The sequence below is a fragment of the Amycolatopsis thermalba genome (assembly GCF_023376025.1).
GTDB classification, from domain to species: Bacteria; Actinomycetota; Actinomycetes; order Mycobacteriales; family Pseudonocardiaceae; genus Amycolatopsis_E; species Amycolatopsis_E thermalba.
In genome coordinates this window covers 3,542,274-3,560,069 of sequence record NZ_CP091196.1, presented here as the reverse complement: position 1 = coordinate 3,560,069, position 17,796 = coordinate 3,542,274, and the positions used below count along the sequence as shown (strand labels likewise).

The 17,796-nt window shown below is 72.8% G+C and carries 16 protein-coding genes and 4 tRNA genes; 9 read left to right on the top strand and 11 right to left on the bottom strand.

Annotation, left to right across the window (positions count from 1 at the left end):
• Positions 1-172: 172 nt before the first annotated feature.
• The 5 genes from L1857_RS17080 to L1857_RS17060 all read right to left on the bottom strand — a co-directional run bounded on the left by L1857_RS17080 (position 173) and on the right by L1857_RS17060 (position 5,187).
• Positions 173-1,246 carry a class I SAM-dependent methyltransferase gene (locus L1857_RS17080; protein ID WP_094007108.1) on the bottom strand — a complete coding sequence of 358 codons (1,074 nt, stop codon included), beginning with the start codon at positions 1,244-1,246 and terminating at the stop codon, positions 173-175.
• Positions 1,243-1,899 carry a PIG-L deacetylase family protein gene (locus tag L1857_RS17075; protein ID WP_249465581.1) on the bottom strand — a complete coding sequence of 219 codons (657 nt, stop codon included), beginning with the start codon at positions 1,897-1,899 and terminating at the stop codon, positions 1,243-1,245. Before L1857_RS17075 ends, L1857_RS17080 begins: the two co-directional genes overlap by 4 nt.
• A gap of 26 nt (positions 1,900-1,925) precedes the next feature.
• Positions 1,926-3,440 carry a sugar transferase gene (locus L1857_RS17070; RefSeq protein WP_249465577.1) on the bottom strand — a complete coding sequence of 505 codons (1,515 nt, stop codon included), beginning with the start codon at positions 3,438-3,440 and terminating at the stop codon, positions 1,926-1,928.
• Positions 3,441-4,095: 655 nt separating this feature from the next.
• Complete coding sequence (locus tag L1857_RS17065) at positions 4,096-4,902, bottom strand: IclR family transcriptional regulator (protein ID WP_116115538.1); 807 nt, start codon at positions 4,900-4,902, stop codon at positions 4,096-4,098.
• Positions 4,903-5,112: 210 nt separating this feature from the next.
• A tRNA-Val gene (locus L1857_RS17060) sits at positions 5,113-5,187 on the bottom strand.
• Positions 5,188-5,571: 384 nt separating this feature from the next.
• On the opposite strand from L1857_RS17060, the gene L1857_RS17055 reads away from it, so the two are divergent.
• From L1857_RS17055 to L1857_RS17030, 6 genes are all read left to right on the top strand, one after another.
• A complete protein-coding gene (locus L1857_RS17055; RefSeq protein ID WP_094007105.1) occupies positions 5,572-5,997 on the top strand; it encodes an SsgA family sporulation/cell division regulator in 426 nt (141 codons plus the stop codon).
• Between the two features lie 117 nt (positions 5,998-6,114).
• Positions 6,115-6,187, top strand: a tRNA-Gly gene (locus L1857_RS17050).
• Between the two features lie 24 nt (positions 6,188-6,211).
• Positions 6,212-6,282, top strand: a tRNA-Cys gene (locus L1857_RS17045).
• A gap of 1 nt (position 6,283) precedes the next feature.
• A tRNA-Val gene (locus L1857_RS17040) sits at positions 6,284-6,355 on the top strand.
• A gap of 722 nt (positions 6,356-7,077) precedes the next feature.
• Positions 7,078-7,596, top strand: coding sequence for a hypothetical protein (locus L1857_RS17035; protein WP_094007103.1), 519 nt, complete (start codon positions 7,078-7,080; stop codon positions 7,594-7,596).
• A 66-nt stretch (positions 7,597-7,662) separates the two neighbouring features.
• Positions 7,663-8,271 (top strand): LysE family translocator, encoded by a 609-nt coding sequence (locus L1857_RS17030; protein ID WP_249465575.1) that lies wholly within the window; start codon positions 7,663-7,665, stop codon positions 8,269-8,271.
• 116 nt (positions 8,272-8,387) lie between these two features.
• Here the strand turns inward: L1857_RS17030 and L1857_RS17025 are convergent, their stop codons facing one another.
• On the bottom strand, positions 8,388-9,272 hold the full coding sequence (locus tag L1857_RS17025) for a LysR family transcriptional regulator (protein ID WP_233157384.1): 885 nt from the start codon (positions 9,270-9,272) through the stop codon (positions 8,388-8,390).
• A 70-nt stretch (positions 9,273-9,342) separates the two neighbouring features.
• On the opposite strand from L1857_RS17025, the gene gabT reads away from it, so the two are divergent.
• Entirely contained in the window at positions 9,343-10,671 is a 1,329-nt protein-coding gene (gene gabT, locus L1857_RS17020; RefSeq protein ID WP_094007163.1) for a 4-aminobutyrate--2-oxoglutarate transaminase, read from the top strand.
• Here the strand turns inward: gabT and L1857_RS17015 are convergent.
• The 3 genes from L1857_RS17015 to L1857_RS17000 form a co-directional block, all read right to left on the bottom strand.
• Entirely contained in the window at positions 10,613-11,425 is an 813-nt protein-coding gene (locus L1857_RS17015; protein ID WP_240323431.1) for a muconolactone Delta-isomerase family protein, read from the bottom strand. The two genes, gabT and L1857_RS17015, sit on opposite strands and share 59 nt — an antisense overlap.
• Before the next feature lie 415 nt (positions 11,426-11,840).
• Positions 11,841-13,457: an SLC13 family permease gene (locus L1857_RS17005; RefSeq protein ID WP_094007100.1), complete on the bottom strand. Its 1,617-nt coding sequence runs from the start codon at positions 13,455-13,457 to the stop codon at positions 11,841-11,843.
• A gap of 54 nt (positions 13,458-13,511) precedes the next feature.
• Positions 13,512-14,123, bottom strand: coding sequence for a TetR/AcrR family transcriptional regulator (locus tag L1857_RS17000; RefSeq protein ID WP_094007099.1), 612 nt, complete (start codon positions 14,121-14,123; stop codon positions 13,512-13,514).
• 89 nt (positions 14,124-14,212) lie between these two features.
• On the opposite strand from L1857_RS17000, the gene L1857_RS16995 reads away from it, so the two are divergent.
• Positions 14,213-15,517: a cytochrome P450 gene (locus tag L1857_RS16995; RefSeq protein WP_116114698.1), complete on the top strand. Its 1,305-nt coding sequence runs from the start codon at positions 14,213-14,215 to the stop codon at positions 15,515-15,517.
• On the opposite strand, the gene L1857_RS16990 is transcribed toward L1857_RS16995, so the two are convergent.
• On the bottom strand, positions 15,518-16,135 hold the full coding sequence (locus L1857_RS16990; protein WP_116114696.1) for a class I SAM-dependent methyltransferase: 618 nt from the start codon (positions 16,133-16,135) through the stop codon (positions 15,518-15,520).
• 86 nt (positions 16,136-16,221) lie between these two features.
• On the bottom strand, positions 16,222-17,019 hold the full coding sequence (locus L1857_RS16985) for a sigma-70 family RNA polymerase sigma factor (protein ID WP_116114694.1): 798 nt from the start codon (positions 17,017-17,019) through the stop codon (positions 16,222-16,224).
• A gap of 61 nt (positions 17,020-17,080) precedes the next feature.
• Here L1857_RS16985 and L1857_RS16980 point away from each other — a divergent pair, with 61 nt between their 5' ends.
• On the top strand, positions 17,081-17,737 hold the full coding sequence (locus tag L1857_RS16980) for a nitroreductase (protein WP_116114692.1): 657 nt from the start codon (positions 17,081-17,083) through the stop codon (positions 17,735-17,737).
• Positions 17,738-17,796: the final 59 nt, after the last annotated feature.

Here is a 17,796-nt window from a genome sequence, read left to right as displayed (position 1 = left end):
GGGCCCTATGTCAACGTGACTATAGGGATCGCGGTGGCTGGCGTTACGAGCAACTGGCTGATCAATTGGCCCCGATCGGGTGATCGCTACCACTCGCTGTAGTAGGCAGATTGACGAGAAGTCACCAGGAAGAGATCATTTTCGCGTTTCGACCGGTTTGCCCGGCACCGGTTCACGCCACGATCCACTCGCAGTGGGCCCCGTCGAGCTGCGGGAAAGCCGCGCGCACCTCGGGCTCGAGATCGGGGACGAACAGCAGGACAGCGTGTGGGATCGGGTGGGTGAGGGCCGCCGTTGATACCACCGGAATCCGGGTACCGGGCATGCGCCGACCGTGCTTGGCCGGGGAGATGTCGGCGATCGCCGGCAACAGATCGATATCGATTCCGGCGCGCCGCAGGAGTGCCACCGCGCGCGACGCGGCGCCGTAGCCGACGACGCGCTCCCCCGCGTGCTCCCGCAGCCGCTCCCGGATGCGCGCGCAGCCCGCTTCGACGGCCCGGCCGAGCCCGGCGACGACGGGGATCTCCGTGGCCCCCGCGGCACGTTCCGCGGCCACCAGGCGGGTGGTCTCCGCGGCCGGGGTGCGGTCGCGGCCGAGTTCCAGCAGCACGGTTCCGCCGTAGAGGTCGAAGGTCCAGCTGCGCCCGGGACGCAGCCCGGCCGAGGCGGCCAGGGTGATCGCCGCCGGGGCCGAGTAGTAGGCGAAGTGCCCGTGCCGCAGGGCGTTCCACTGCCCCTGCCGGACGATCGAGGCCAGCGAGTGGAACTGCATCAGCAGCGCGCCGCCGGGCGCGAGCCGCACCGCGCGCCGGGCCATGGCCGCGCGCTGGTCCGGTTCGTGCATCAGCCCGAAGCAGTCGACGACGACGTCCGCCGGCTCGTCCTCGGCGGCTTCCCGCATGCCCGCGGCGCGCAGCAGCGGCAGCCAGGACCCACCGTGCGGGCTGCCGAATTCGGCGACCGTCGCGCCCGGGCGCACCAGCCCGGCGCGGGTGAGCCGGGCGACCGCGTCGGCGGCCTGGTCGGTCAGCGCCTTCGGCTCCACCCCGGCGGGTTCCTCGGCGGTGCCCGGGTCCTCGGCCAGCTGGGCCAGCGCGCACCGCGCGCACATCCACATCCGCAGCGGCCACACCGGGTCCGGGCCGGGATCGGCCGCGGGCGGGAACAGGTCGCACGGCGGCTGCTCGCCCAGGTCGAGCACGACCTGTCCGTCGGTGGCGCCGCACGCCCGGCAGCTGATCATCGTGTCCCCTTGCCCAGCGTCAGCGCGAGCTTGTCCACGTAGAAGGCTTCGGCGTAGCGGGTGTGCTGCTGCACCCCGCGCAGCCGCGCCAGGCCGAGGAACGCGTCGCGGGTGTACCAGTCCCGGCCGTGCTGCGACGGGTAGTGCTTGGCCAGCAGGTCGGCCTTGGTCTCGGCGATCTCGTCGGTCAGCGGCTGGTAGACCGTGGGCTGGCCGAGGTCGCCGTCCCACTTGAGGATCTCGTAGCCGAGCACGAGCTGGTCGCGGAACACGGTGGGCGCGATTTCGGCGAGCAGCCGGTGGTCCTGGTGGCGGTCGCCGGGCTGCGGCGCGAACACCAGGTCCGGCGTGACGCGGCCGCGCAGTGCGGTGACGGCTTCCTTGACCGCGTCCCAGTGCGCCGGCATCCGCCCGTCGGGCAGGTCCAGCACGGTGAGCTCGACGTGCGCCGGGGCGCAGAACTCGGTCAGCGCGGCCTGTTCCTCGGCGGCGCGTGCGGTGCCGCCGCCGGAGAGGACGAGGGCGTGCACCGCGAGGTCCGGGCGGTCCGCGCACAGCGTGAGCAGCGCGCCGCCGGCGCCGATGGCGAGGTCGTCGCAGTGGGCGCCGAGCAGCGCGACCGAGCGGAGGTCGGGGAAGGTGAGGGCCTGCACGTCGGGCCAGGGTGCCAGAGGCGGCGTCAGTACGCGCCCCGGCCTCCGGTGACGGCGCGGAAGGTCTTCCACAGGATCGCCATGTCCAGGGCCAGGGACCAGTCCTCCACGTAGCGCAGGTCGAGCCGGACGCTTTCCTCCCAGGACAGGTCGCTGCGGCCGCTGACCTGCCACAACCCGGTCATGCCCGGTTTGACGAGCAGCTTGCGGCGGGCGGCGCGCTCGTAGTTCTCGGTCTCGGCGGGCAGCGGCGGGCGCGGGCCGACGAGCGACATGGTGCCGCCCAGGACGTTGAACAGCTGCGGCAGCTCGTCGAGGGAGTAGCGGCGCAGCACCGCGCCGACGCGGGTGATGCGCGGGTCGCGGCGGAGCTTGAACAGCGGGCCGGCGCCCTCGTTGTCGCCGAGCAGGCCGTGGCGCAGCCGGTCGGCGCCGATGACCATGGTGCGGAACTTGATCATGGTGAAGGTGCGGCCGTCGCGGCCCACCCGAAGCTGGCGGTAGAACACCGGGCCGCCGTCGTTGAGCTTGATCAGCACCGCGATGCCCAGCAGCACGGGCGCGGCGAGCGTGAGCAGCGCCGCGGCGCCCAGGCGGTCCACCACGTCCTTCACGATCCGCCGCCCGCCGGTGAACGTGGGCGCCGAAACGCGCAGCAGCGGCATGCCCAGCACCCCGGACACGTTGAGCCGCGGCCCGGCGACCTCCATCAGCACCGGGGCCACGACCAGTTCCGCCCCCGTGCCCTCCAGGTCCCACGCCAGGCGTTGCAGGCGCTGCGGTGTCCAATAGGGATCGGAGGTGACGGCCACGACCCGGTAGCCGCCGCGGCGGACCTGGTCGGCCAGTTCGTCGAGGCGCCCGGCGACCGCGATGCCGCCGATCTCGCCGGTGGCGCGCTCGCCCTGACCGGTCGCGGTGCACACGGCCGACACCTGCCACCCGACGTGCGATTCGGTGCGGGTGCGCTCGATCAGGTCCCGCAGCGTGTCCGGCGACCCGGCCGCGATGACCGCGTGCATGCACTCACCGGCGCGGCGCTTGCGGTGCAGCACCTGCCGCAGCCCGTACCGCGCCGGGAACGCGATCACCCCGACCGCCGGGACCGCGTAGAACACCCACGGCTGCACGTCGAGCGCGCCGAACAGCAGTCCCGCGAGCGCCACGACCACGGCGGCGATCACCAGGCTGCGGCCCAGGCGGCGGAACTCCTCGGTGCCCTCGCCGAGCACGTGCTGGCTCCAGGCGCGGTTGACCGGCAGCGAGCACAGGATCGCGAACGCGGTGCCGGAGGCGTGCAGGAAGTAGGGCCGGCCGGTGATGTTCAGGACGAGCACCGCGCCGGTGACGATGACCAGCAGGGTGGCGATCACGTCCGCGGCGATCACGGAGGCGCGGTACCGGTTCTCCCAGGGCTGGGCGGCCGCGCGGGGCGTGGTTTCCTCGCCCGGGCCGACGGCGTGCAGCCGGGCGTGGCCTCGCGTCTCGGAACCCAGGACCGCGTCCCCCAGCGACATGGGCTTCCGCACCGGCTCTTCCATCCGACCTCCCGCGACGTCCGGCTGGTTACCGGCGCGCCCCGATCACGCCGACGATTACCCGAAGTAACCGTGCTCTGTGTTCTGCCACACCCTCCTGGGGCGGCGTCTGACCTGGAGTCGGTACCGTTCAGAGTGGTGTTACAAGCCACTCCAAGGAATTTGCCGCAGGGGACGATCCCGGACGGATCACCGCGGCCGCTCGTTACTCAGCCGCGAACAACTACTGGTGGTAGCCGGTTAATTGACCACACTTCGCGGTGTTTCACCTAGTAAAACGTAGAAGCTGAATTTGCCCCGTTCGGGGCATTGCCGGACCTCTGCCCGCCAGCGAGGATTGCTCCCGCCGCACGGTCGTTTCCTCACCGGGGCGGCAGCCAGCTGTAGTGCCACAGCCATTGACACCCCCGGCCGCGGCTGGTCCAGAGGGAACCCCGGCGCACTAGTTTTCTTTCCGCCCTCCCCGGTGCACCGGGGTTCCCTCCCAGCACCACAGCGAACCCGCCACCCGGCAACACAAACCACCCACCCCCGAACCACTCCCCCTCCCGCACCCGATCCCCAGCCCACATCGGTTGCCGAGCACTGAAAGATCGGGTTCGGGAGGCTCAATCCGGGCGTAGCGAAGCCGGCGCAGTTCAGATACGCGCGTAGCGCCCTACGCCACTTCCCCCGAAGGCCGAGTGGAAATCTGCTCCGCGATCCGTTGCAACGCCTTCGCCGCCGCGGGCACGTCCCGCTGCGGGAACCGCGCCGCGGGCGCGCTCAGCGAAATCGCGGCGGGCAGGTTCGTCCCGAGCAGTGGCACGGCCACGCACCGCCCGTCGGCCTCGTTCTCGCCGTCGTCCACCGCGAAGCCCTGGGCGCGGACCTTGTCCAGCTCGGTGAGGTAGTCCTCGACGGTGACGATGGTGCGATCGGTGCGCGCCGGCATTCCGGACCGCCCGAGCAGCTCCCGCACGCGGGCCTCGGGCAGGTGGGCCGTGATCGCCTTGCCGAGCGCGGTGGAGTGCAGCGGGTCACGGTCGCCGCGCGAGGCGGCCAGCCGGACGCCGCGGCGGCTTTCGATGATGTCGATGTAGATGATGTGGTCGCTGTCCAGCAGCCCGAGGTTCGCCGTCTCGCCGAACTCGTCGCGCACGCTCTCCAGCCACGGCCGCACCCGCTCGCGCAGCAGCTCGAGGTGGCGGGACTGCATGCCGAGGAACCCCAGCCCCAGCCGGCACAGCCCGGTGACCTCGTCGCGCTCGACGTAGCGGTGGGCCTCCAGGGTCCACAGGTAGCGGTAGGCCGAGGACTTCGGCATTCCGGTGGCCTCGACCACCTCGTTGAGGGTGATCCCGTCCACGGACTCCTGCAGCAGGTTGAGGATGGCGCAGACCCGGTCGACGGCGCGCAGCGAGTAGTCGCGGTCTTCGGTGGAGGGAGGTTCGTCGGAGTTCCGGTGCGGCGACAGCGAACTCACCTCGTTTCATCAGCAGGAGTGAGCGTTTCATGTTACCGCGACCACACCGCTTCACACAGCCGTCACGCCGGAACGAACCGGAGAAAGGGGGCGGGTGACGGCCGTCTCCCGCGCCCGAGTGACGTGGAACCCGTGCCGGAATGAAACAGAACAGCCCCAGGTTGGAAGCCTTGGGACTGAACTTCAGGCTTCACCTGGGGCCGGTTTCGGTGGTGGGCGATACTGGGATCGAACCAGTGACCTCTTCGGTGTGAACGAAGCGCTCTCCCGCTGAGCTAATCGCCCCCGTCCGTACGAGAAGGAACTCTAGCGGATAGCCTGCCGGGCACTGCAAACGGGTGGTCTTTGGGCCACACGCTGCGGATACGACCCGACACGCTGCGGAGAAGCCCGAGGTGATCGAGGTCGCCCCCGCCCGTGGAGCGATCCAGGTCACGTGCCAGGCTGCGAAGCCGTGCTGTCCTGCCCGCGTTGAACCGAGCAGTATGTGTGGGTAGACGATCAGCGAGGCCGGTCCCGCAGGCCGGTACCGCGCGAGCGCGAGTGCGAGAGGTGCGCGAACCCGTCCGGGTGAAGCCCGGGGAGTTCGCGAAGCGAGACGGTGGGTTCGTGCGTCTCACACTCGAAGCTCGGCCGAGCGGGCCGTGAAGGGAGACGAAAGGTAAGACGATGCGCAACGACCACGTGACGCTCCGCTCCACAGCGGTGTTCGACCTCCTGGCGCCGCGTGCCCCGGCCGTGCCCGTGAAGGTGGAGCTGCGGTACGACACCCGCGACCCGTACGCGGTCGTGGCGGCGTTCCGGACCGGCCGCGCCGGCTGGGTCGAATGGGTGTACGCCCGCGACCTGCTCGCCGACGGCCTGCTGGCCGAGGCCGGTGACGGCGACGTCCGCATCCGCCCCTCGGTCGAGGACCCCGAGTCGGTGATGATCGAGCTGAACTCGCCGTCCGGGCACGCCGTGTTCGAGGCCTCCGCCCAGGAGCTGGCCGACTTCCTGGACCGCACCTACGACGTGGTGCTGCCGGGCAACGAGCACCTGTGGATCGACCTGGACGACGCGCTGACCCACCTGATCCCCAACGATCTTGGATAGCACCCGCGCTGGGGGCGTGGAACACCCACCCCCCTGTTTTCGCGGGTTGCCGGGTCGGATATTGTTCTCTCACACCACGACGACGGGGGCCTTCACCGGAACCCGGAGTCACGGTAGGCGGACGTAGCGCAGCTGGTAGCGCATCACCTTGCCAAGGTGAGGGTCGCGGGTTCGAATCCCGTCGTCCGCTCGGGGAGCCCACTCGGGCCCGCACGGTGGAGTGGCCGAGAGGCGAGGCAACGGCCTGCAAAGCCGTGTACACGGGTTCGAATCCCGTCTCCACCTCGCGCGATTAGCTCAGCGGGAGAGCGCTACCTTGACACGGTAGAGGTCACTGGTTCAATCCCAGTATCGCGCACTCTCCGGCTCGACGGCCCGTCGGTGATCACTCACCGGCGGGCCGTTGGTCGTTGTCCAGCCGGCCGCCACAGGGTGCGAGCGCGGACCCCGTGCAGCCATCCTGGGGGCTCGGCCGCTATCGCAGCCCGCCCGGCCACCCCGCGGCCTCGCGCCGCGGTCGCCCATCCCGCGGGGTGCACCGCGAGCCCATCGGGGTTGGCCCTCCCCTCCTGCAGCCACCCCACCCGCGGCTCGGTCGCCACGGCAACCCACTCCCGGCCACACTCCAGCCTCGGCGCCGCGACCGCCCCTCCGGGCTGCCATCGACACCACACCTCCCTTCTAGGGTCAGCCCTCCCCGCAGTCAGCCCCACCCGCGGCGCGACCACAACCACGCCCACTCCCGGCCACCCTGCAGCCTCGCCGCTGTGACCGGCCGCCTCTCCGGGGTCCGATCGGCATCACGCCCCATCCGGGATCAGCCGCGGCTCGGCCATCACTACAGCCCGCCCGGCCCGCCCTCGGCGCCGGACCGGCCGCCCGTCCCGGCGGCGATCACCACCACCTCCCCCTCCGGGGTCGGCCCTCCCCTCCGCGCACACCTGGCGGCCCCTCCCAGAACCCTGGCGCGGTGTGATCGTCGTCCGCGGGGCTGTGACGTGCGGCAAAAGTGCGCTGGGCGGGGCGCGACCAGCTGTTAGCGTGCTCGAACCGCCCCGTAGTCCCGGAAGGTGCCCGGAAGTGTCCGCCGACCTGTCGTCCGTCATCGCGGCCACCGCGCAGTGGCTGCTGCGCGCGTACCCGCCCGAGCGCGGCCCCCTGAGCGCCGCCCTCGCCGAGGCGCAGTGCCGCCAGGCCGCGACCGTCGCCGCGTGGCTGCGCTACCCCACCGCCCTGGACGCCGGGCTCCTCGACGTCGTCGGCCCCGGCGGGTCCGGGCGGCTGGACTGGGTCGCGGGAGTCGACGTCGTGCCGGGCGAGGACACCGCCTGGCGCACCTGGGTCGACGAGGTCGTCGCCAGCTGGGCGGCCTGCCTGCTCGCCGACCGCGAACTCGCGCTGGCCGCCGCCGCGACCGTCACCGGCTCCGTCCACGCCGCCGGTCTCGCCCCCGACTTCCGCCGCCTCACCGACCCCGACCTCCGCGACCGGCAGGCGGCCGTGCTGCTGCGGCACCCCGACCTGCTCTCCCCGGTGGCCGACCTGCACCGGGCCGGCCTGCTCGACCGGCTGGGCGGCGGAGCCGCGCGCGCCGCCTGAGCAAGTCCACTGTGGACCGTTCCGGAAACCGCGTGACGACGCGGGCCGGAGCGGTAGGGTCGCCGGATGACCATGACCCAGCTCGTCGCGCTCGCCGGCGTGATCGTCCTCGGCGCGATGGCGCCAGGACCGGACTTCGTGATCGTCAGCCGCAACGCGCTGGTCTCCGGGCGCCGCGCCGGCATGGCGTGCGCGGCGGGCATCACCGCCGGGGTGTTCTGCTGGGCGATCGTGACCGCGCTCGGGCTCGCCGGGCTGCTCGCGGCGTCCGCGGTGGCGTTCACGGTGGTCAAGCTCGCCGGTGCGGCCTACCTGCTGTTCCTGGGGATCCGGGCCCTGCTCGCCGCGCGCCGCGGCCGGTACACCGCACCCGAGCCGGCCGCGGAAGCCGGCAGCGCGTTCCGCCAGGGTCTGGTGTGCAACCTGCTCAACCCCAAGGTCGCGGCGTTCTTCCTCGCGCTGCTGCCCCAGTTCGTCCCCGGCGGCGCCGGGCCCGGTGACCACCTGCTGCTGGCCGTCGTGGCGTCCGGGGTGACGCTGGCGTGGTTCCTGGTGCTGGCGAACGTCGTGGGCGCGCTGCGGCGGGTGCTGTCCGCGGCGCGGGTGCGGCGCGGGATCGACGCCGTGATGGGCACGCTACTGGTCGGGCTCGGGGTGCGGATTGCCCTGCCCTGACCCGGGGACGGAAGGACTCCACCGCACGCCGGTCTTCCCAGCCAGCGACAGCGTCGGCATCGCCTGCCACGTGTGGGAGCGGGACTCAGGCCTGCCGTTCGTGCCCGTGGCGCGGCTCAACCCGGCTGTCCGTAGCGCTCCCCCACGAAATCACCCAAGCGGTGGGCGAAGGTTTCCAGCGTCGCGGCTGCCTTGTGGCGCGCGTCCCACGCCGCGGTCAGCTTGATCTCCAGCCGGCGCTCCCCCGTGCGCACCCGCAGCGGCACCAGCCCGAACCGCGGGTCGTCCGACACCAGGGCCACTCCCCGGCCCGCCGCGGCGTGCGCCTGCGCCACCGTGCCGTTCGCGGCCTCGATGACCCGCGCGTAGGTGGTGCCCAGCTCGAGCAGCGCCGCGTCCAGCGACTGCCGCGCGGTGAACGCCGGCGGCAGGATGATCACCTGCTCCTCCAGCACCTCCGCGAGCGGCACGCTCCCCCGGCCCCGCCACGGGTGCCGCTCCGGCACGTACGCCCACACCGGCAGCACCGCGAGCCGCCGCGAGCGGTAGGGCGCGCGGGGCGCGGCCGTGGCGATCGCCAGATCGGCGCCGCGCGCCAGCGTCTCCACCGCGGACAGCCCGTCCGCGCCCAGGACGTCGATCGTCGGGTCCTCGGGCGCCAGCGTCGCGATGAACGGAGCCACCACGTCGGTCAGCGTCACCGTCGGCGCGCCGATCGTCAGCCGGTCGATGCGGCCGTGCGCGTGGAACGTCGCCGCCGTCTTCAGCGCCTCGGCCCGCTCCAGCACGTCCCGCGCGTCCGCCAGCAGGGCCCGCCCGACCCGGGACGGCGTCATCCGCCGCCCCGCCCGGTCGAACAGGTCCGCGCCCAGCTCCTCCTCCAGCTGCCGCAACTGCCGCGACAGACTCGGCTGGGTGATGTGCAGCAGCTGGGCCGCCCGGCTGACCGTGCCCGCCTCGCAGGTCACCACGAAGTACCGCAGGTGCCGCAGCTCCATCATGCCTCCCGGGCATCGAAATTCTGCCAATCAAGTATTGGACAGCATGACCGGCCGGTTCCGAAACTGGGGCATGACCACGAGCACGGACACAGGCATCCGCCAGCAGCGGCGGCTGGAGACGGCGATCCCGGGACCGCTGTCCCGCGAACTCATGACGCGCAAGGGCGCCGCGGTCGCCGCGGGCGTCGGCACCACCATGCCGGTCTTCGCGGCCGCGGCCGGCGGCGGGATCGTGGTGGACGTCGACGGCAACCACCTGATCGACCTCGGCTCGGGCATCGCGGTCACGACCGTCGGCGCGAGCAACCCGCGGGTCGTGGCGGCCGTGCGGGAGCAGGTGGAGGCATTCACCCACACCTGTTTCATGGTCACGCCGTACGAGGGATACGTGGCCGTCGCCGAATCACTCAACCGGCTGACACCCGGTGATCACGACAAGCGCACGGCGTTGTTCAACTCGGGTGCCGAGGCGGTCGAGAACGCGGTCAAGATCGCGCGGTCGCACACCGGCCGGCACGCGGTGGTGGTGTTCGACCACGCCTACCACGGCCGCACCAACCTGACGATGGCGATGACCGCGAAGTCCATGCCGTACAAGCACGGGTTCGGGCCGTTCGCGTCCGAGGTCTACCGGGCGCCGCTGTCCTACCCGTTCCGCGACGGCGGCCTGGACGGCGCCGAGGCCGCGCGCCGGGCGCTGGAGGTGGTCGAGAAGCAGGTCGGGGCGGCGAACCTGGCGGCCATGGTGATCGAGCCGATCCAGGGCGAGGGCGGGTTCATCGCGCCCGCGCCGGGGTTCCTGCCCGCGCTCGCGGAGTGGTGCCGCGCGAACGGGGTGGTGTTCGTCGCCGACGAGGTGCAGACCGGGTTCGCCCGCACCGGCGACTGGTTCGCCTGCGACCACGAGGGTGTCGTGCCGGACCTGATCGTGACCGCGAAGGGCATCGCGGGCGGGCTGCCGCTGTCGGCGGTGACCGGGCGCGCGGAGATCATGGACGCCGCGCACACCGGCGGGCTGGGCGGCACCTACGGCGGCAACCCGCTGGCGTGCGCCGCCGCGCTGGCCGCGATCGAGACCATCGAGCAGGACGGGCTGGTGGCACGGGCGCGCGAGATCGGCGCGCTGCTCACGTCCCGGCTCCGCGCGCTGGCCGACCCCCGGATCGGGGACGTGCGCGGCCGCGGCGCGATGATCGCGGTCGAGCTGGTGCGGCCCGGCTCGCTCGATCCGGACCCGGCGCTGGCGAAGGCGGTCGCGGCGGCGGCCCACGAGCGGGGCGTGATCGTGCTGACCTGCGGCACCCACGGCAACGTCCTGCGTTTCCTGCCCCCGCTGACGATCAGCGACGAACTGCTCCACGACGCGATGGACGTCCTCGCCGAGGCGTTGCGCGCCTAGCGCTCCTGGGGGTGGGTAGCCAGCGGCTCGACCGTGACGTCCCTCCACGGCCACATGGCAGGGACGTCAGCGCGTCGTGCAGGGTGGCCGGGTCCTCGGCGTCGTAGAGGCCGATCGTGGCGTTGCGGCCGGGGACCCGCCACAGCGGCTTCAGCACGCCCTCGGCCCGCAGCTGCATCGCCCGCTCCCGTTCCGCCTCGCGCAGCCGGTCGCGGGTCTGGCCGGGCGTGTCGGCGGGCAGCCGGTTCTCGGTGACCATCGCCTCGTGGCCGGTGCCGATCATCAGCACCGGCCACCCCCGCGCGGCCGCCCGGGCCGCGTGCGGCTGGAACACCCGCATCCAGCCGGTGCGCTCGACGAACGCCGCCGGCACCCGCTGCACCGCGCCGGACAGCCGCAGCGGTTCGGTGCAACCCAGCCACGGGCGCGGGGTCAGCCGCGCGCTCAGCCGGTCCACATCGGACCGCTCGGTGACGCCCAGCACCCGCAGCGGCCGCACCGGGATCAGCCACCCGAAGCCGGGCCCGGCGACCGACTCGCGGTAGTGCGCGGCGATCTCCTCCGGCTGCAGGGCGATCGCCGCGTCGCCGTCGAACGCGTCCAGGTACACCCGCCGCGTCACGCGATCCGGCACCCGGTCGGCCACGCCGGTGATCACCTGCCCGGCGTAGCTGTGCCCGACCAGCACCACGTCGTGCAGGTCCCACGCCTCGATCAACGCCACCACGTCCTGGACGTGCGTGCCCAGGCCCACCCCCGGGATGCAGGGTGTGCGCCCGGTCGCTGAGACCGGTCAGCGTCGGCGTGTGCACCTCGTGCCCGGCGGCGGTGTTGGACGCGGGCACGTGGTAGGTCTCGTGCACCCGCCAGAGGTGCCCGCTCAGCGCGCCGCGCATCACCAGCCACATGATCAGCTCGATCCCCTCCGTCCCCCAACGCCAACTACGGATCGTCCAGCTTCGACTCCGTCACCGACGCCGACGGCAACCTCGTCGCCCTGTCCCTGGCCACCGTCGACCCGGACGTCACCCTCGGCGCCGAGGTCACCGTCCAGCCGCACCCACAGTTCCCCGTGCGTGCCGTCGTCAGCCCCGCGCCCTACTCGGCGATGGCGCGCGAGAGCTACCGGCCCGGCTGGCGCACCGCGGTCCCGGTCTGAGGCAGCCGGCTCAGGAGAAGCCGACCGCCGCGACCATCAACGGGATCAGCAGCATGATCAGGATCGCGCCGATGACGTCGAACGCCGCGCCGGAGCGGATCATCTTGGTGATCGGCACCGCGCCGGAGCCGTAGACGATCGCGTTCTGCGGGGTCGACACCGGCAGCATGAACCCGAACGACGCGGCGAAGGTCGCCGCCAGCGCCGGGGTGAACGGATCCACCCCGGCGGCCAGCGCGATCGGGATGACGATCGGCACGACCACGGCCGCGGACGCGGTGTTGGACGTCGTCTCCGACACCAGGATCGCCAGCAGCACCGCGAAGATGGTGAGCGCGAGCCCGCTGCCGATCCCGAGCGCCCCGGCCAGCCCGTTGCCCACCCGCTCCGCGAGCCCGGTGCTGGACAGCAGCGATCCGAAGATGATGCCGCTGCCGAACAGCAGGACAGTGCCCCAGTCGATGCGGGCCGCCTCGGACCAGGTGAGCGTGAACCGGCGCTGCGCCCAGTTCGTCGGCAGCACGAACAGCAGCGCCGCGCCGAGCACGGCCACGATGCCCTCGTCGAGCCGGTCGCTGATCAGCTCGTAGGCGCGGGAGTCGTTGCCGGCCACCAGGGCCACGATGCCGGGCGTCACCCACAGCACGACGGTGATGGTGAAGGCGATCAGCGTGTTGCGCTCCGCGGGCGAGAACCGGCCCAGCTTCGCCCGCTCGCCGGCCACGTACTCCTCGACGCCGGTGAGCTTGCGGATCTCCGGGCGGTTGAGCAGGATCAGCAGCACCACCAGGATCACGAACATCGCCACGCAAGCGGGCAGCGCCATCGTGGTCCACTGCAGGAACGAGATCCGCTCGCCGGTGGCCTCCTCGATCAGGCCGCGCCCGATCAGGTTGGGCGGCGAACCGATCGGCGTGAGCAGGCCGCCGACGCTGGCGCCGTAGGCGAGCACGAGCATCAGCGCGATGCCCACGCGCAGCCGCAGCGGGTCGAACCGCTCCCCCTCCGGCGTCCGGCCGCGGATCAGCTCGGCGATGACGGTGAGCAGGCCGACCGCGGTCGGCAGCAGCATCGCGACCGTCGCGGTGTTGGAGATGAACGCCGACAGCACGCAGGTGACGAACCCGAGCGCGGCGATCACCCGCCAGGTGCTGCGGCCCACGCCCGGGATGGCGAGGATGAAGAAGGCGAACCGCCGCGCCAGCCCGTGCCGCAGCATCGCCTGCGCCAGGATGAACGCCCCGATGAAGACGAACACCGTGGACGAGCCGAACGGCTCCAGCACGTCGTCGGCGGGCAGCACGCCGAGCACCACGATGGCGGCGACCCCGATCAGGCCGCCGATCGGGATCGGCACCGGTTCGCACACCCACAGCACCACCACGCCGAGCAGCACCGCGGCCAGGGTCTGCTGGCCGGAGTCCAGGGTGGTGGGCACGAACAGGAAGACGATGGTCACGAGCGGGGCGAGCACGAACCCGACGGTCCGCCGGGCCCGCTCGAACCGCTCCTCCGCCGGGGACAGCTTCTGCTCCGCGAGGCCCCGGTAGGTGCCGCCGGTCAGCAGGGCCGAGGTCACGCTCTCCGTACGCTCACGCTCTCTGGTGCGTTCCTCACTTGTGGACATACAGGGACGATAGCGACAGAACGTGACCCGCGTCACTCTTCGGTGTGAGGCGAATCAATCGGTCGAGTCAGCTCGGCGCGGCCGGGGACCCAGGATCAGCATGACGGCCTCGGTCGCCACGTCCACCGTCCCGGCCAGGTTCCCGCCCTCCTCCAGGGTGATCGCGATCAGCTCGCGCAACCCGCCGAACAGGGTGATCGCCAGCTCACGCGACGGGGGCACCACGCCCGCCGCCCGCAACTCGGGGGTGTCCGCCAGCGTGCGCATCAGCGCCACGAACGAGTCCATCGTCTCGCGGGACAGCGCACGGCCCGCTTCGCCGAGCGAGGGCGCGGCCCGCATCCAGCTCAGGCACAGGGCGGGGTCGCTCTCCATCGAGGAAATCAGCGCCTCGACCGCCTGGCGCGCCTGCACCTGCCACGGCGCGTCCCGCTCGACCGCGGCCGCGATGTCCCGCACCATCCGCGCGTTGGTCTGCCGCAGCAGCTCCACGAAGCACTCCTGCTTGCTCGCGAACTGCTCGTAGAAGGTGCGCTTGGACGTGCGGGCGTGGTTGACCACGTCGGCGATCGTGACGTCGTGGTAGTCGCGTTCGCGCACGGCCGCGGCCATGCCCTGCAGGAGCCGGTCGCGAAACCCGGTGCCCGCCACGTCGACGTCGGTCACGCCGCCAACCTAACCCAGCCGCTTGACCGGGCGGCACGTCCGGCTCTACGGTGCGTGGTACCCGTCAGTACCACGGTGGAGGTGTCGTGATGGCGCGGCTGCGGGACGGCGTGAAACCGGTGGTGCGCTGGGGCGTCGGCCACGCGCTGCCACGCACCGCGCTGCGAGCCGCGGCCCGGCGCGGCGACCTGCAGGCGCGGCTGGTGGCCGAGGCCGCGGTGTCCCCCACCGCCGCGCTGACCGGCCTGTTCGACGAGATCCGCGGCCACGGCCCGCTCTACCGGGGCTCCTTCGCCTACGTCACGACGAGCCACGCGGCGGTGAAGGAAGTGCTGACCAGCAACGACTTCCGCGCCGGCGTGGGCGCCGCGCCGGACGGGGTGCTCGCGCGGCTGAGCGACTGGTCGGCGACCGGCACGCTGCACCCGATCGCGCCGCCGTCGCTGCTGGCGACCGAGCCGCCGGACCACACCCGCTACCGCAAGCTCGTCACCCGCGTGTTCACCGTCCGCGCGGTGGAGAAGCTGCGGGTGCGCACCGAGGAGATCGCCCGCGAGCTGCTGGACGCGCTCGATCCGGACCGGCCGGTGGACCTGGTGGCGGCCTACTGCGCGCTGCTGCCGGTGACCGTGATCGCCGAAATCCTCGGGGTGCCGCCGGAGCAGCGGCAGCGCGTGCTGGAGCTGGGCACCGCGGCCGCGCCGAGCCTGGACCTGGGGCTGCCGTGGCGGGAGTTCCGCGCGGTCGAGTCGGCGCTGGCCGATTTCGACGCCTGGCTCGCCGGGCACCTGGACCACCTGCGCGCCCGTCCCGGCGACGACCTGCTCAGCCAGCTGGTGGCCGCGCGCGAGGACGGGGTGGGGCTGACCGATCTGGAGCTGCGCGCGACCGCCGGACTGGTGCTCGCGGCGGGCTTCGAGACGACGGTGAACCTGCTCGGCAACGGCATCGCCCTGCTGCACGACCACCCCGATCAGCTCGCGGCGCTGCGCGCGGAGCCGTCGCTGTGGCCGAACGCGGTCGACGAGATCCTGCGCGCCGACCCGCCGGTGCTGCTCACCGGGCGCACCTGCCTGCGCGACACGGAGGTCGGCGGGGTGCGGGTGCGCGGCGGCTCGGTGGTGACGACGATCCTGGCCGGCGCGAACCGCGACCCGGCGGTCTTCGCGGACCCGGCCCGGTTCGACGTGCGCCGCGCCAACGCGCGCGAGCACATCTCGTTCTCGGCGGGCCGGCACTACTGCCTGGGCGCCGCGCTGGCCCGCATGGAGGGCGAGATCGGGCTGCGGACGCTGTTCGACCGCTTCCCGGAGCTGCGCCTCACCGGCGGCGCGACCCGCCGGAGCACCCGGATCCTGCGGGGCTTCGAGCACCTGCCGGCACGCCTGCGCTGACTAGGGCGACACCGCGACGCCGAGGTAGTCCGCGCCGAGGAACCTCGGGGAGCCCTTCTCGTAGAACCGGTCGGCCTCGCGGATGACGAAACCCGCTCCGGTGATCACGTCGGTGATCGGGCGGTCGAGGTGGCAGCCGCCGAAGAGGCGGGCCTGCAGCGGGTCCAGGCGGTGCTGCCAGCGCCGCACCCCGCGGTCGGGAGCGAGGCCGTGGTCGAGGAAGTGCAGCGTGCCGCCCGGTTTCAGCACGCGCCGGACCTCCCTCAGCGCCGATCCGGCATCCGGGATCGTGCACAGCGTGTAGGTCGACAGGGCGGTGTCGCAGGTGGCGCCGGGCAGCGGCAGGGACTGCCCGTCCAGGCCGGACCGCTCGACCGGCACCGGCGAGGCGGCCACCCGTTCCGCGGCCAGCTTCCAGGCCACGTCGGAGGGCTCGATCGCGTCCACGGCCGTCACCGCGGCCGGGTAGAACGGGACGTTGTGCCCGGAACCGAAACCGATCTCCAGGACCCGCCCGTGCAGGCCGGCGCACACGCGGGCCCGGTACGGGTTCGCCACCTCCAGCCCGCACAGCACGTCGATCACGCGCGGCAGGACCTGCTGCTGGTAGATGCCCATGACACAGCCTGACCGATGCGGGCGGCGTCCGGTAGGGCCGGAAGGCCCGCAACCGCGGTCCGAAGTGGACGACGACGGCGTGCGCCTCACCCCAGCGTGAGCGTGATCCGCTTCAGGCGGGCCGGCTCGGTGATCAGGTCGTAGCCGCCGACCCGCTCGCCGGTGATCGTGAAGCGGATCGCCAGGCGGAGGCGGCCGTCCGGCGCGATCACCAGGCCCGGCTCGCCGTCGAGGAGGGCGAAGTCCGCGAACCGGGCGTTCCGGCCGAACACGACGATCTCCTTCGCCACCCGGCGGGCGCCCCGCACCTCGGGGCGGCCGTCGGCGCGGCGCACCACGTCCGGGCTGAGCACCGCGACGATCGCGTCGAGGTCGCCGGTCCGGGACGCCGCCAGGAACGCCTCGATCACCCGCCGGTGCCCGGCCGTATCGGGGCTCGGGGCGGCGCCGCGGACCTTCGCGCGTGCCCGGCTGGCGAGCTTCTTCGCCGTCGCCGTGGTGCGGCCGACGATCGGGGCGATCTCGTCGAACGGCACGGCGAACACGTCGTGCAGCACGAACGCGACCCGCTCGTCGGGCCCCAGCCGGTCCAGCACCACGAGCAGCGCGCGGCCCACCTCGTCGGCGAGCAGCACTTCCCGGTCCGCGCCCGGCGCCGGGTCCGGGTCCGCCTCGGGCTCGTGCCGGGCGCGCTGCCGCAGCACGTCCAGGCACACGCGGGACAGCACGGTGCGCAACCAGCCGGCCGGGTTGCGCACCTCGGCGGTGTCCGTGCGGGCCATGCGCAGCCACGTCTCCTGGACGGCGTCCTCGGCGTCGGCGAGCGAGCCGAGCATGCGGTAGGCCACGCCGATCAGGTGGTCGCGATGCGCTTCGAATTCCACCGGTCACCTTTCCCCGTCGTCGGTCGTCACCACCCTAGGACCACGAGGAGGAAGGACCACTGTGGACGTCTACGAAGCGGTGGCGACGCGCCGGGCGGTGCGCGCGTTCGACGGCACCCCGGTTCCGCACGAGGTGCTCGCGCGGGTGCTGCGGGCGGCGTCGCGGGCGCCGTCCGGGGGAAACCTGCAGCCCTGGCACGTGTACGTGGTGACCGGGGAGCCACTGGCGCAGCTGAAGAAGCGGACCGCCGAGCGCGTGGCGGCGGGCGACCCCGGCGACGAGCGCGAGTACACCATGTACCCGCCCGATTTGCCGTCTCCGTACCGGGAACGCCGATCCGCGGCGGCGGCGCAGCGCTACCGCGGCATCGCCCGCGACGACGCCGCCGCGCGCCAGGCGGCGGTCGCGCGGAACTGGGACTGCTTCGGCGCCCCGGCCGCGCTGTTCTGCTACCTGGACCGGACCATGGGCGCGGCCCAGTGGGCGGACGCGGGAATGTACCTGCAGACGGTCATGCTGCTGCTGCGCGCGGAGGGGCTGGACAGCTGCCCGCAGATGGCGTGGTCGGTCTACCGCACCACGGTGGCCGAGGTGGTGTCCCCGCCGGAGCGGCTGATCCTGTTCTGCGGCATGTCCATCGGCTACGCCGACCCCGCCGCGAGCCAGGAACGCATCGAGCGCGCGCCGATGGCCGAGACGGTGACCTTCCTGGGGTAGGTCACCAGCACCGCGAGCGGGGGGACGAACCTGGCGAACCTGCCGCGCGGGCGCCGTTA